This is a genomic window from Lysinibacillus boronitolerans JCM 21713 = 10a = NBRC 103108 (genome assembly GCF_000772935.1).
GTDB classification, from domain to species: Bacteria; Bacillota; Bacilli; order Bacillales_A; family Planococcaceae; genus Lysinibacillus; species Lysinibacillus boronitolerans.
This window is the reverse complement of record NZ_JPVR01000054.1, coordinates 11913-25793: the sequence shown is the minus strand read 5'-3', so window position 1 is coordinate 25793 and position 13881 is coordinate 11913. Positions and strand designations below refer to the sequence as shown.

Below are 13881 nucleotides of genomic sequence, written 5' to 3'. Positions count from 1 at the left end.
ATCAAATAAACACTTTGATACCTCTTTACGATGTTGAAGGACAGACCTTTGTACAATCTTAAGAAAGCACAGAGATTCCCCCTAATGACATTGAAATTTTAGCACAAAGATTGTTCCATCTTGACCTGAACGAACACTAATTGTGCCATTGTGTAAATCAATGAGCTGCTTCGTAATGGCTAGTCCTAGCCCTGTTCCTGTTATATCGTCTGTTGTATTCGTACCTCGATAATAGCGTTCGAATAGATTATCGAGCACCTCCTGAGGAATGCCAGGTCCTTGATCAGCAATGGTAAGCATCACTTCCTTACCAGTATGTTGTGCTTCTACAATTACCTTCGTGCCTTCAGGGGTATATTTTTTCGCATTGGTAATTAAATTATCCATTATTCGCTTGAGTAAAAGCTCATCTGCTTGTAACAACACATCACCATACACCTTCACACACACCTGTTCGTCTGCAAATTGTGGCAGCCATGTTGCTAGCGGCAGTACCACTTTATCGAGCTGTATGGCTTTATTTTTTAACTGATACGTATACGTCAAATCCTGAATAAGTGCATCCATATAGGTTGCCTTTTCCTGCATGGTCTGTGCAAAAATACGCATCTCATCCTTTGTCCACTCATAATCCTCCGATGCCAGCATTGTTGAATAACCGTAAATTGAGCTTAACGGGGTCTTTAAATCATGCGATAGACCTGTTATCCACTCCTCACGTAGTTGCTCTGCATGCTTGATTTGCCTTTCATTTGAATTAAGTCGCTCCGATAAGTGGTTGAGTGACTCCTCTACAGGTTGGAACAGTTTAAATTTCCTTTTCAGCTTTCCTGTCTTTTTATGATGGATTTTTTTGTCGCTAATCTCACTGTAATCAAATTGGGTAAGTCGCTCAATACGCGAAATAACATAGACGAGCGGACGCACGAATTGACGTGAAATACTAATAGACAAGAAAAGAACGCCCAACAGCAAAATAATATGCCCCCCAAAAAAGATAGAAACAAACAATACCATCGCCTTATTAAAAGGCTCTTCAAATGGCTTATACGATGGGTTAGGCATTCTTACAACAAATGTCTTATCGTTGGATAACGCTGCACTTTGATTCAGCTCCGCATGCTCGAAAATATCGTATTTTTCCTCTAGTAATTGTGGCTTATTTAGCTTCTCATAGCGTTCGCCTATGACCTCAATCCGATTCCATTGCTCATCATAAATTTCAACACTAGCTTTATTTTCTTTTAGACGTTGCTTTGTTACAGCAGAAATGTCCCCTGTTGCTGTCCAGTTTTCAAGTGCCTCCTCAAAAAGTGGTTGCACAGGAGTATTCGGAAGAAATAATAAGTAGTAATTCGGCAGTTCCCATGTATGCATGCCTGGTTGCCGCAATGCCAATATTTCATTATCTGACTTTCCACATAGACCACATGTATCTCCAGTATAGTCAACAATCGTCATGGATGGATCAAATAAATAGAGCTGTCCTACATTTTCCTCGGCTCTCTCCACTAAATAATCAGCAATTTTAGCCGTCTTCCCTTTCTCTACAACTGCATCATCTTCAATTTCAAAGGAGCTCATAACATGAATATTATCACCAACACGATCGTTGATAAAGATAGCAAAAAACACCAAGCTTATAATAAAACCTGAAATAATTAAGAGGTAGAATATGATGAAATACGAAACAAAACGAAGAGTTAATTTTCCAGCAGGCTTCATGCAGAAATATCCCCAACAAGCTTATAACCAATGCCTCTGACAGTGATAATGCATGTCGGCTTTCCAGGATTTTTTTCTATTTTTTCTCGCAGCTTTCTTATATGTACCATCACTGTATTATCATCAAATAAGCAATCACCCCATACGCGCTCATATATTTGCTCTTTTGATAACACTTGCCCTACATTGTCACATAAATATTTTAATAAATGAAACAAGCGACCACTGATTATTTCCTTTACACCGTCTACCTCGATTTCTGCTGCATCAATGTCAAATGTAAAACGGCTACAACTAAATATGTGATTTTCTGGTACACTTTTTTTCTTCATATAACGGACTAGCTGCACCTTTACTCGTGCTACAAGCTCTAAGGGGTTAAATGGTTTTGTAATATAATCATCTGCACCATTCATAAAACCACGAAGCTTATCTGCATCACTACTTTTTGCGGTTAAATAAAAAATAGGGGCGTCACTTTTTTCTCGAATACTATTCGCAATATCCAACCCACTTCCATCTGGTAGCATGATATCTAATAGATAAAAGTCAAATGTTTTAGTATTCATTTCATCTTTTGCTTCGTCAATTGTATTACATAAGGTAATATTGGTAATTCCTTCTTTTCTTAAAATGATTTCAATCATTTCAGCAATGGCACGTTCATCCTCTAACACTAAAATTGATGCTTCCTGCATTTCCTCACCTACTTTTAAGATTACTTTAAGGTAGTCATTATTTCACCATAAGCTTCCCTATTTATTATATGTATAAGATAACCAATTAAGGAGATAAAACGCAATGACAACTAATCGTGTTACTTTCATTGATACAATGCGTGGATTTAGTTTATTTGGCATCTTAATGGCAAATTTGCTAATCTTCCAATTCGGGATGTATGGCAAAGATGAATTAAATAATCTTTCTACCTTAGATAACGGGGCTTTATATTTTGTAAAAGTTGTGATTGAAGGCTCGTTCATGCCCATCTTCACTATTTTATTCGGCTTCTCACTTATTAAATTAATTGAATCCATCCGCAGAAAAAAGACTAAAAGCCGCTGGTCGATTTTACGTCGTGCAACAGGATTAATTGCCCTTGGCTTATTACATTCAATTTTATTGTGGGAAGGCGATATTCTATTTTCCTATGGCTGTATGATGTTATTTTTAATCCCATTTATTAATCGTAAACCAAAAACTTTATTTATTTGGGCTGGAATTCTATTTGTATTAACAACAGCTTTAACATACGGCTCTATGGAAACGTCTAAAAAAGAACAAAAAGAGATAGACACATACATCCAGCAAGCGGATGATGTTTACGCTAACGGCAGCTACTTAGAAATTTTTGATTTTAGAGCTAATGCCGAAGTACCAGGAATGGAGGATTCTTCATTTATTTTCATTATATTAATTTTTGCACCTATGTTCTACGCACCACTATTCCTTTTTGGGATGGCGCTTGCTAAGAAGCAAGCCTTCGTGGAGATGAACAAGGAAATGAAATGGTATAAGCTAGGTGCTCTCCTTGTACCCATTGGACTCGTATGTAAAAGTGTAAGTTTTTTAGAAAGTGAAAGTGCATTTTCTTCTATCTTATTAATGGGTGGCTCCCAGTTATTAGCGATTGGCTATGTTTGCCTCGCAGCATACATTTATAACACACGTCCAGTTCAACAACTGGCTCCTGCTTTTGAGAGCGTTGGCAAACTATCACTAACCAATTATTTACTACAAACTATCATTTGTACAACTGTTTTTTATGGCTATGGCCTTGGCCTATACGGCAAATTAGGAGTCTTTGGCGGAATCCTTTTCGGAATCGTTGTTTATAGCTTGCAATGTGTTTTCAGCCTTGCCTATTTAAAGAAATTTAAACGTGGTCCATTTGAAACAATCTTACGAATATGGACAAATTGGTCTTGGACTGGGCAGGTAAAGTAAAACCCCTCAAACAAGCAAATTAGAAAGGAATTATTTTTTATGAATAGTGACACAAAAGAAGACTTTACAGACTCATGGTGGTTTTTAGGCATTTGTGCAGCTGTAGCAGTAATTTTAACACTATTTGCCTTTTCATAGACAATATCGATATCATTCGCCCCCTTGCTGTATACTAGTATTACAACTATACAGCTTAGGGGGTATTTTGTTGTTACAGCGTATTATGATTACTGGCTATAAACCACATGAGCTTGGTATCTTTAATGATAAACATCCCGGTATTGTCATCATAAAAAAAGCACTGGAAGTTCACCTGCGTACACTGCTTGATGAAGGACTCGAATGGGTTATTATTAGCGGTCAGCAGGGCGTAGAAACTTGGAGTGCTGAAGTTGTTTTAATGTTAAAAAAAGAATTTCCACTTTTAAAATACGCCGTGATCACACCTTTTTTAGAGCAAGAGAAAAATTGGCAAGATCATAAAAAAGAAAAGTATCAAGCATTAATTGCCCAAGCTGATTTTGTCACAAGCGTGACCAAAAAACCGTATGAAGCTCCTTGGCAATTTATTGAGAAGGACAAATTTATTATCCAAAATACAGATGGACTTTTATTAATTTATGATGAAGAAAATGAGGGTTCACCGAAATATATCAAACGGCTTGCAGAAAAATATATGGAGTCCCATGATTATAATCTTTTAACAGTAACTGCCTATGACTTACAACTAATAGCAGAAGAAATTCAACAGCAAAACTGGTAGAAAAATATTGATATAATTTTCTGACAATTATATACTAGAATTAATAAAGCTGATTGTTCTTATGGTTTTTACCTATAATTTGAAAGGAGCTGTCATCATTTGAATAAACATATTGAAATGATTCTTGAAGCTTCTCCCGTAAATGTATCACATGATACGTATCGTAGAGAATGTCGGTATACACGGGGAATTCATATTGAAGAACAAGAATTTCTTGCTATTTTAAATACAATGAGTCATGATTCACGCTTATATTTTGATTTCCATAATCCACGTAAAGAGATTAAAAAGGGAACCTATTTGAATGGACACTCCGGTTTAGCCTACAATATTTATGATTACTATAAACAAAATTATCAAATTGAGCTATCCGAATTAATCAACGGTAAGGATTTTTATGTAAAAATCGTATAAAGCAGAAGCCCCTTTAAAGTTTTACCTTTAAAGGGGCTTTTTTGATCTTATAGGTCTGCTACCTGAGCACCTAATTCTTTATTATTATACATTTCTGTATCTAATTCTTTTGTAATACGTGCTGTTGTAACACCTGCTGTCATTGATCCACTTACATTTAACGCTGTACGACCCATATCAATTAAAGGCTCAACAGAGATTAATACACCTGCTAGAGCAATTGGTAAATCAAGTGCTGATAATACAAGGATAGCTGCAAATGTTGCACCACCACCAACACCTGCCACACCAAACGAGCTTACAGCTACTACTGCAATAACTGTAATAATAAACACAGGGTCAAGTGGATTAATGCCGACTGTTGGTGCAATCATAATGGCTAACATTGCTGGATATACACCTGCACAACCATTTTGACCGATTGATAAACCAAATGAGCCTGAGAAGTTTGCAATCCCCTCAGATACACCAAGACGACCTGTTTGCGTTTTAATATTCATCGGTAAAGTACCCGCACTAGAACGTGATGTAAAGGCGAATAATAATGTTTCTGCTGATTTTTTTAAATACGTAAATGGATTTAAACCACTTAATGTAAGAATTAATAAATGTACGATTAAAACAATAAATAATGCTACATAAGAAGCAATCACAAATTTACCTAAATTGTAGATCGCTCCAAAATCAGATGTTGCGACAGTACGAGCCATAATCGCTAGAATTCCGTATGGCGTTAAGCGTAATACAATTGTTACAACGCCCATTACAAGAGCATAGATAGCATCTAAGCCTTTTTTAATTGTTGCTGCTGTTCCCTCATCCTTACGTGCCACACGTAAATAAGCAAAACCAAGGAATGCAGAGAAAATTACAACCGCAATTGTTGACGTAGAACGAGCACCCGTTAAATCAAGGAATGGATTTGCTGGGAATAACTCAATAATTTGTGTTGGTAGATCAGGAGCTGCTAAGCCCGTTGTTTTTTCTTCAAGGTATTGACCACGTGCAGCTTCTGCATCACCTTGTAAAATTTGTGTTGCATCTAAATCAAAGACTGTTGCAGAAAGAATCCCTACAGCTGCCGAAACGGCTGTTGTACCGATTAAAATGGCTAAAATAAGTGCTGCCATTTTTCCGAAATTTTTTCCAATCCTCATTTTAGTAAATGCAATTAAAATGGATATAAATACCAAAGGCATTGCTACCATTTGGAGCAGTTTCACATACCCAGTACCGATAATATTGTACCAAGATGTTGTTTTGGCTAATACTTCAGAATCGAGACCATAAATAAAATGAAGTCCAAGACCAAGTACAATCCCTAAGCCTAAACCGGCGAAAACACGATTAGAAAACTTAACGTGCTTTTTATTCATAACATATAAAATTCCAACGAACACAAGCAACACTGCTACGTTAAGAATGATTTGTAAATTCGACAATAGAATGCCTCCTAAGATGTTTTATAATAATGTAATCGAATTATATACCCATAATCCCTATAATTCAAGTATGTTTTATTAAGATTAATAAATTCCTATCACAGAATGCTTTCTTGCTAAGGATTATACCCCGAAAAATGGCGTAACAATCATCCTCTGGCAAAGGATTAATCATGGAAAAGCTCATAAAAAATGTTTGTAAATGTATAGCTAGTTTAATCAATGCCACTACATTTGGTGACAAATGAGTAACTGCCCCTATACTGTTAGTTTTTAACAGTGCAGGGGCAGCCTTTTAAGCATTATTTCTAATTACAAATCTTGGTTCGTAGTCACTAATGATGTCAAACACACCGTCATTATAGCAGTAGATATGATGTTCTACGGTAGGAATTTCTTTGCTTCCAATCCACGGGAGTTGATCAAACCATTCTATATAATCTGAATTGCTCATTTTATAAAACCATTCTGCTGAAGAATTTTTAGATTGTTCTTGGGTCATGGCTTCAGTGACCATGTCTACTAAATCAGATCGTGGGATTTCTCCAGTATAGCGAAAAGACCAAACATAATCGTGAATAGGAGACATCTTATCATAGATAATATCAACTTCTGTATTGTTTCGATCTATTAATGTTAAGCAGAGCCCTCGATCTGTATAATTCAATGTGGCATTAACGATTTGGGCTCTTTCTAAGCAAGTGACGGGTTGCCAAATGTGCAGTCTTCTTGAATCCATCTAAACCTCCTGTAACCAAAACATATATCAAATTTATTTAAATTTTCATATATTTTACATATTAGTTCCGTAATTCTAGCATAGTTTGCTAATGAACAAAATAATTTTGTTGTTTATTAATGAGGTAACAACTACCCGCTATTTTTTTACACTGCTTTTTTACATGTGTTACCGCATTGGATAATTGTTCGACGGAGTCAAAATACTGATATTCATTCGTAATTATGGCAATGGATAAGGATGTACATGTTAAAGGCTCCAGTTCGCCAGATCTATTAGCTACCTGAACATATGCTAAATCCTCCAACTCATAAAAACTAAGTATGTTGGCATCAAAGTCATCAATAATTTTTTGACACATCTTTTCTACCTCGTAATAAGGTAGAATAGCTACAAAATCATCTCCACCAATATGTCCTAAAAAATCCTCTACGCCGCAGATATGTCTTTTTAGTATTTCTGTTAAATACCGTAAAATTTTATCGCCTTTATTAAATCCATATGTGTCATTGTAGGATTTAAAGTGATCTAAATCAAAATAGATTAAACTATATTGCGATAGCTGTAATGCTTCCTCTAATTTTTCATCGATTAATTTATTGCCAGGAAGACTACTTAATGGATTCAGGAAGCTTGCAATGGCTACTTGTGTATCAACAAGCTTTAACAATAACTCTCGAATACTAACCATGCCATAATAAAGCTTGTTTTTCGTGACGATGACATCATCATATAAATCCTCAGGAGGTCTAGCCATAGCTAATGTACTGACCTCTGTGATTGGTGTATTACGATCAACGATTAAAGGATTTTTCTTTATCATCAGCTGATTTTGACGTTCCATTAATAAATGATAGCCATACCGAGTACCGATTTTTTGATAGAAATGTGTGCGTGTAATATGTCCAATTGGTTTTTCATCACGCACAACAACAACGCTACGCAACGATGGATTACTTGTAAAAAGTACATCTACTTCTTTATTTTTCACAAATTCATCAATACACGGAACTTTCTCAATGACTTCCCCTATCTTCATGGTCACCCACCCTTATTTTCCCCATATATATTTCCTTTGCAGGCTTTCCTATAGCATAACCCTGTGCATAATGAATGCCGATACGATGCAGATAATCAAGCTCCTCTTGTCGTTCAATCCCTTCAGCGATGATTTTTGTATTGGCTTGTTCGGCATATTTCATTAACAATGTAACAAGCTGCTGTTGTTCACTATTTTTGTCAATGAATTGAATTAATGATCGGTCTAGTTTAATAAATTCTGGCTTTAAATAGATCAGCGTTTTCAAACTATTATAGCCTGATCCTACATCATCTACGGCAATGCGATAGCCCTGTGATCGATAATGCGATAATACTCGTTCAAACTCCACAAAATCTATTACAGCACTCCGTTCAGTTAGTTCAAAAACGACTTGCTGAGGTTTAATTCCAAGCTCCTTCAGTAATTGTAGTGTTTCTCCACTATGATATTTTTTATCTAATAAAACATTCGGATGTATATTAAGAAACACTAAAAAATTTTTATTCGCCAAGTCTTTGTGTAAACGTTCCTTAAAACGTTGCAAGGAAAGATTTCTACAAAAACATTCAAATAAAAAAACGCAATCTGTTTGCCCTACAAACTCATAAAACTGATCCACACTATTAAATAATGTTGAAGGTATAGGTCGATTTAATGCTTCAAATCCTATTGTTTGCTTTGACTGTAAATCTACAATAGGTTGAAAGTATGTATGTAAATCGTTATGCTGAATAATTTGTTTCAATGCTTTTAAACGCTTCATATATAACGAACTGCTTTGATGTTGACTATATAAATATTTAAAAAAAGAAAATAAATTATTTGTTTTTATCCTTTGTCCCACTGCAGACTCCATTCTTGCACCTCTTCATTTGGTTATTATGGTTCATTGTACGCTTTGATTGTAAATAGACTGTGAATCGAATGTAAAAAGAGCGAGTTCCTACATACGATTTAACAAAACATTTGACTAGTAAATATTTCATAATATTAAAACTATTTCAAATAATTTATTTGATATAAACTAATAATAGTGTATGATTGTAATAATAGGTTTATATTACCTATTATATTTTTTTGTGTTTTTACTGTATCGATCTTAATAGGGAAACCTATTTAGATAAAAATTATTCAAGGGAGGATCCTGTTAATGAGCTTGTCTATTCAACAATTACTGGAGAACAAAGGAATTACACCGAAACCTGAACACCTTGAACTATTAAAAACACGCTGGGAAGGTATGCAGTCCCTTCGTAGCAATTTAGAAGGTATTGCGATTGATGATGCAGACATCGCCGTACGTAGTATTCCTGGAGGTGATCACATTGACAACTGATTTACATTTAAAATCTGTTGAAGAGTTGGCACCTTTACTTGCATCAAAGACGCTATCTCCCGTGGAATTAACGAAAGCTATTTTAGATTTTGCTGAGGAAAGTCAGCCTAAAATTAATTCCTATATGGCTTTTTATCGGGAAGAAGCCTTAGCAAGGGCAAAAGAAGTTGAACAGGAAATTCTCCAAGGTCATTACAAGGGTATGTATCATGGGATACCTATGGCCTTAAAGGACAACTTGTATTTTAAAGATAAAATAACAACGATGTCCTCAAAAATTCATAAGGACTTCGTTTCTGATTATGATGCGACAGTAGTTGAAAAGCTTCGTGACGCTGGTGTTATTTTCACTGGCAAGTTAAGCATGCATGAATATGCCTGGGGAATTACCAATAACAACCCTCATTACGGTCCTGTTTGTAACCCATGGGATTTAGATAAAATTCCTGGTGGTTCAAGTGGCGGCTCTGGTGCAGCTGTTGCAGCTGGAGCAAGTGTTGCTTCACTAGGTACAGATACAGCAGGCTCTATTCGAATCCCATCCTCTGCTTGCGGCATTGTTGGTTTAAAACCTACACACGGTCGTGTAAGTAAATATGGCTGCTACCCGCTTGCATGGAGCTTAGACCATATTGGCCCGATGACAAAGACCGTTAAGGATGCAGCGGGCTTGCTCGAAATCATTGCTGGTTTTGATCATCGAGACCCTACTTGCATTGATATTCCAATAGACAACTATGAGAAGCAGATTACTGGCAATATCAAGGATCTAGTAATTGGTATCAATGAAGAATATTTCTTTAAAAATGTTGATGCTGATGTAGAGAAGGCTGTTAGAGCGAGTATTCAAAGCTTAGTGGATCAAGGCGCTAAAGTAGAAGTAGTGCGTATTCCATCCCTACAATATGCAGAATGGGCAGAGCTTGTGACATCCCTTTCAGAGGCAGCAGCTATACACCATTCAGATTTACAAAAGAGACCACAAGATTTTGGTGACGATATTCGTCTGCTATTTGAGCTTGGTGAATTGCCTTCTGCAGTCGATTACTTACAGGCTCAGCAGGTACGTCGTCAAATCAAGCAGGAGTTTACAGAGATTTTTAATGAGGTAGATGTGCTCATTACCCCTACCCTACCTGTTGTAGCTAGTACAATTGGGGATGATTTCGCAGAGTTAAACGGTCAAAAAGTAGATTTAATTGATAATATTATCCGCTTTACAGGCCCTAGTAACCTAACAGGCTTACCTGCCCTTTCAGTTCCTTGTGGCTTTAAAGGAAACTTACCAATAGGTCTACAAATTATTGGTCCAGCCTTTAAAGAAGGACGCATTTTAAATGTTGGCTATGCAGTTGAGCAAGCAAATCCGCAGAGAACTAGAAAGCCAAATATTTTTGCTAATATCTAAACGATAAGTGTTGGAAATCTGCTCACTTCGCGGTATACCGCTGAATGAGCAGATTTTTTTGGTGGATTCATACTAATGGTTTTTTATGAACAAGTAATTTTATAATAGAAGCTAGAAGCTTACTACAGGAAAGGCAATGATCCATTCATGAATGTAGAAAAATTTTTACAACTACCCATTACAAAAGACTTCACTGTTATTGCTGGTCACAACGGCTTAAATAAAGCTGTTCAAAATGTAGAAATATTAGACTTTGAATTTTCACCTGATATCCACCATGTCAGGGATACTATCTTTACCCCCAACAGTGTTGTGTTAAGTAGTTTATTATTTGCAAAGCAAAAGCCTGAGTATTTATTCAATGCTGTTAAAAATCTAATTGAGCTTGGGGCGAGTGCTTTAGCCTATAAGCCTGTTATTTTTAAGGAATTACCTGAAGAAGTTTTGTCGTATGCAGAGCAGCATAATTTCCCTATATTGCGCTTTGGTGGAGATGAGTTTTTTGAAAAAATCATTTTAGAAACGATGGCTTATGCTAAGACACAGGATTATTCCTACTTTTTAGAGACGATTTTACGAAGGTTAATGGAGGAAGATGTAACACAGGAGCAAATAAAATCCATTTTACAACAGCTCAATAAACCCTTTGAAAAATATGTATTTATAGCAAATTTACGAGCAAGTGATCCAATCCACCAGAGCCGGATGCAGTCCTTTCACTCGTTGGAGCCACTATTAAAATCGGGTTTGATTTGTTCTTATAAAAAAAGTCTATTTATTATCATGACACATTCATCTCAGCAGTTCCAATTTGAAAGGGTGTTACGTGAATGGCTAGCATTATATGCCATACCCACTGATACAATCACTTTCGGCTATAGCAGTTGCTATGATACCCAGACAGGATTTCCCATTGCATTACGCGAAGCTTTTTTTGCTAATATTTTCGCTGAAATCGATATGCTCCCTAGCTGTCATTATAAGAATCTCGCGTCCGATTGTTTATTAATCGAGTTGTACCGTAAAGATTCAGTATTCGCAATGGACTATGTTACCTCTTTTTTAGCCCCTTTACTTGATAAAAAGGCTGATCCAGACTTAATGGAGACCGCCATAACCTATATCATTAAAAAAGGAAATATTAAGGAAGTTGCTGTAGCACAATTCTGTCATCCAAATACAATCCGCTATCGCATGGCTAAAATACGTCAGCTAGTAGCACCCGTAGATAATGATTATGTTTTTTATGAACGCCTAGCTGCAGCCGTTAAATTGTACTTATTACATAGCAAAATGAACAGTGACTAATCGCTTTGGAATAAGTACAAAAAAACGCCTGAATATTTAGAAATAAAATTAAATTCTTTTCTTCTCTCTTATGCTATTCTATTGAAGTTAGGAGGAAGAAAACATGAAAACTTACATAGCTGATGGCATGCTATTAGTTACTGCAATCGTGTGGGGTAGTGGATTTGTTGTAACGGCCATTGCTCTAGAATATTTAACAGCTTATCAAGTAATGGCTGGCAGATTTTTATTAGCTTCAATCATATTAACTGTTTTATTTGGCTCCCGATTAAAAAAGGCCTCGAAATCAGTAATTTGGAAGGGAGCTTTATTAGGTACGATTTTGTATATAGCGTTTGCCCTTCAAACTGTCGGACTGCAATATACAACACCATCTAAAAACGCCTTTTTAACCGCAGTAAATGTCATCATTGTCCCTTTAATAGCGTATGCCGTTTATAAACGTCGTATCGATGGCTACGAAATCATTGGTTCGATCATGGCGATTGTAGGCATTGGCTTTCTATCATTACAAGGCTCATTGACAATGAATATAGGTGATGCCCTATCATTAGCTTGTGCCGTTGCTTTTGCCTTTGATATCTTTTGTACAAACCTTTTTGTTCAAAAAGAAGATGCCATTGCGCTAACCATTATTCAGTTTCTCACAGCATCCTTTATAGGTGTTCTAGTTATCATTAGTCAAGGTGAAATTCCTACGTCGCTTGAAAAAGAGGCAATTTACTCTCTTGTTTATTTAGGGATTTTTTCAACGACAATAGCTTATCTTTTCCAGAATGTGGCCAATCAATATACAACTGCCACAAAGGCTGCGATTATACTATCAACTGAATCTTTTTTCGGCATGGTTTTATCCGTTATCTTCTTGCATGAAATGCTAACAAGCCGTATGGTCGTTGGTGCCGTACTTATTTTACTAGCTATACTAATTGCCGAAGTGAAACCTGCACATCCAAAAAAGAAGCTAATGAAAGCACTTGATAATCAGACCCCCAAATAGTTTCAGTTTATACTGGAACTTTTTTTATGTTTATCAAACTCGACTAGTAATAATGCTTGTCGTAATCCCCACAACTAGCACTGTAATTATAGATAATAGCAAGGTTGAGGTGGATAGGAGGAAGCCGCCTATAACAATCACGATGGAATCAATAAAAAATATTAATATCCCAACATTGATACCCGTTTTATCACAGATAAATTGTGCAATTAAGTCAGTCCCCCCTGTGCTTGTCTGAAAACGCAGCATTAGACCAATACCAAAGCCTACAAGTATTCCTCCAAGAATGGCACTATAAAGCGCATCAATTTGCACAAGATTGCGGACAGGCTTTAAAAAATCGATAATGAAGGAAGATGTTATTAATCCATGTATACTATTGTAAAAATAGGTTTTATATTTAAACCACGCAATAATAAAAATTGGAATACTAATGATAATAATCATTAAACCAATTTGGAGCTTATATAAATAATGTAATATTAGCGCTAACCCCACTACTCCCCCATCTAAAATTTCATAAGGCGTTAAAAATAAGTTTATTCCTAACGACAATGAAATACTTCCTATTAGAATGACAAGACTTTTTGTAAAGAAATACATACAACCCCCCTCCGTGTCTATGCATGTCTTATAGTATGAAAATAGGCTATTGAACATGTTATGAAATAACCTTAGATGATTAGCCATTTTTATCGAGTACATTTGCTAAATTTCTTAGAAACTTATTCAATTTATTTCCGTATATACAGATAAA

Annotated in this window: 14 protein-coding genes; 7 read left to right on the top strand and 7 right to left on the bottom strand. The window is 36.0% G+C overall.

The window, feature by feature from the left end; all coding sequences use genetic code 11:
* Nucleotides 1-81: 81 nt before the first annotated feature.
* Nucleotides 82-1725: a sensor histidine kinase gene (locus CD31_RS01995; protein WP_036075408.1), complete on the bottom strand. Its 1644-nt coding sequence runs from the start codon at nucleotides 1723-1725 to the stop codon at nucleotides 82-84.
* Complete coding sequence (locus CD31_RS01990) at nucleotides 1722-2423, bottom strand: response regulator transcription factor (protein ID WP_036075405.1); 702 nt, start codon at nucleotides 2421-2423, stop codon at nucleotides 1722-1724. Before CD31_RS01990 ends, CD31_RS01995 begins: the two co-directional genes overlap by 4 nt.
* 103 nt (nucleotides 2424-2526) lie before the next feature.
* Here CD31_RS01990 and CD31_RS01985 point away from each other — a divergent pair, with 103 nt between their 5' ends.
* The 3 genes from CD31_RS01985 to CD31_RS01975 all read left to right on the top strand — a co-directional run bounded on the left by CD31_RS01985 (nucleotide 2527) and on the right by CD31_RS01975 (nucleotide 4849).
* Nucleotides 2527-3672 carry a DUF418 domain-containing protein gene (locus CD31_RS01985; protein ID WP_036075402.1) on the top strand — a complete coding sequence of 382 codons (1146 nt, stop codon included), beginning with the start codon at nucleotides 2527-2529 and terminating at the stop codon, nucleotides 3670-3672.
* Nucleotides 3673-3895: 223 nt separating this feature from the next.
* On the top strand, nucleotides 3896-4435 hold the full coding sequence (locus CD31_RS01980) for an SLOG family protein (protein ID WP_425319331.1): 540 nt from the start codon (nucleotides 3896-3898) through the stop codon (nucleotides 4433-4435).
* 99 nt (nucleotides 4436-4534) lie between these two features.
* The gene (locus tag CD31_RS01975) at nucleotides 4535-4849 is read left to right on the top strand and encodes a hypothetical protein (RefSeq protein WP_036075397.1); all 315 of its coding nucleotides are present in this window, start codon (nucleotides 4535-4537) and stop codon (nucleotides 4847-4849) included.
* 47 nt (nucleotides 4850-4896) lie between these two features.
* Here the strand turns inward: CD31_RS01975 and CD31_RS01970 are convergent, their stop codons facing one another.
* From CD31_RS01970 to CD31_RS01955, 4 genes are all read right to left on the bottom strand, one after another.
* A complete protein-coding gene (locus CD31_RS01970; protein ID WP_036075395.1) occupies nucleotides 4897-6291 on the bottom strand; it encodes an L-cystine transporter in 1395 nt (464 codons plus the stop codon).
* 295 nt (nucleotides 6292-6586) lie between these two features.
* Nucleotides 6587-7030 carry a hypothetical protein gene (locus CD31_RS01965; protein WP_036075393.1) on the bottom strand — a complete coding sequence of 148 codons (444 nt, stop codon included), beginning with the start codon at nucleotides 7028-7030 and terminating at the stop codon, nucleotides 6587-6589.
* Between the two features lie 88 nt (nucleotides 7031-7118).
* Nucleotides 7119-8069 carry a GGDEF domain-containing protein gene (locus tag CD31_RS01960; protein ID WP_036075391.1) on the bottom strand — a complete coding sequence of 317 codons (951 nt, stop codon included), beginning with the start codon at nucleotides 8067-8069 and terminating at the stop codon, nucleotides 7119-7121.
* Nucleotides 8047-8928: an EAL domain-containing protein gene (locus tag CD31_RS01955; protein WP_036075390.1), complete on the bottom strand. Its 882-nt coding sequence runs from the start codon at nucleotides 8926-8928 to the stop codon at nucleotides 8047-8049. Before CD31_RS01955 ends, CD31_RS01960 begins: the two co-directional genes overlap by 23 nt.
* Before the next feature lie 294 nt (nucleotides 8929-9222).
* Between CD31_RS01955 and CD31_RS01950 the strand changes: the two genes are divergently transcribed.
* From CD31_RS01950 to CD31_RS01935, 4 genes are all read left to right on the top strand, one after another.
* On the top strand, nucleotides 9223-9408 hold the full coding sequence (locus tag CD31_RS01950) for a hypothetical protein (protein WP_009373346.1): 186 nt from the start codon (nucleotides 9223-9225) through the stop codon (nucleotides 9406-9408).
* Entirely contained in the window at nucleotides 9398-10816 is a 1419-nt protein-coding gene (locus tag CD31_RS01945) for an amidase (protein WP_036075384.1), read from the top strand. The genes CD31_RS01950 and CD31_RS01945 overlap by 11 nt, the downstream gene beginning before the upstream one ends.
* Before the next feature lie 147 nt (nucleotides 10817-10963).
* Nucleotides 10964-12124: a PucR family transcriptional regulator gene (locus CD31_RS01940; protein WP_036075381.1), complete on the top strand. Its 1161-nt coding sequence runs from the start codon at nucleotides 10964-10966 to the stop codon at nucleotides 12122-12124.
* Between the two features lie 103 nt (nucleotides 12125-12227).
* Nucleotides 12228-13124, top strand: a complete 897-nt coding sequence (locus CD31_RS01935; protein WP_016991752.1) for a DMT family transporter — start codon at nucleotides 12228-12230, stop codon at nucleotides 13122-13124.
* Between the two features lie 33 nt (nucleotides 13125-13157).
* Here CD31_RS01935 and CD31_RS01930 read toward each other — a convergent pair whose 3' ends face one another.
* A complete protein-coding gene (locus tag CD31_RS01930; RefSeq protein ID WP_016991751.1) occupies nucleotides 13158-13727 on the bottom strand; it encodes a YitT family protein in 570 nt (189 codons plus the stop codon).
* Between the last annotated feature and the right edge of the window lie 154 nt (nucleotides 13728-13881).

Bases quoted from the DNA above. Each gene is read 5' to 3' on its own strand.
- CD31_RS01995 (WP_036075408.1), bottom strand. From the start codon at position 1,725: ATGAAGCCTGCTGGAAAATTAACTCTTCGTTTTGTTTCGTATTTCATC.
- CD31_RS01990 (WP_036075405.1), bottom strand. From the start codon at position 2,423: ATGCAGGAAGCATCAATTTTAGTGTTAGAGGATGAACGTGCCATTGCT.
- CD31_RS01985 (WP_036075402.1), top strand. From the start codon at position 2,527: ATGACAACTAATCGTGTTACTTTCATTGATACAATGCGTGGATTTAGT.
- CD31_RS01980 (WP_425319331.1), top strand. From the start codon at position 3,896: ATGATTACTGGCTATAAACCACATGAGCTTGGTATCTTTAATGATAAA.
- CD31_RS01965 (WP_036075393.1), bottom strand. From the start codon at position 7,030: ATGGATTCAAGAAGACTGCACATTTGGCAACCCGTCACTTGCTTAGAA.
- CD31_RS01960 (WP_036075391.1), bottom strand. From the start codon at position 8,069: ATGAAGATAGGGGAAGTCATTGAGAAAGTTCCGTGTATTGATGAATTT.
- CD31_RS01955 (WP_036075390.1), bottom strand. From the start codon at position 8,928: ATGGAGTCTGCAGTGGGACAAAGGATAAAAACAAATAATTTATTTTCT.
- CD31_RS01950 (WP_009373346.1), top strand. From the start codon at position 9,223: ATGAGCTTGTCTATTCAACAATTACTGGAGAACAAAGGAATTACACCG.
- CD31_RS01940 (WP_036075381.1), top strand. From the start codon at position 10,964: ATGAATGTAGAAAAATTTTTACAACTACCCATTACAAAAGACTTCACT.
- CD31_RS01935 (WP_016991752.1), top strand. From the start codon at position 12,228: ATGAAAACTTACATAGCTGATGGCATGCTATTAGTTACTGCAATCGTG.
- CD31_RS01930 (WP_016991751.1), bottom strand. From the start codon at position 13,727: ATGTATTTCTTTACAAAAAGTCTTGTCATTCTAATAGGAAGTATTTCA.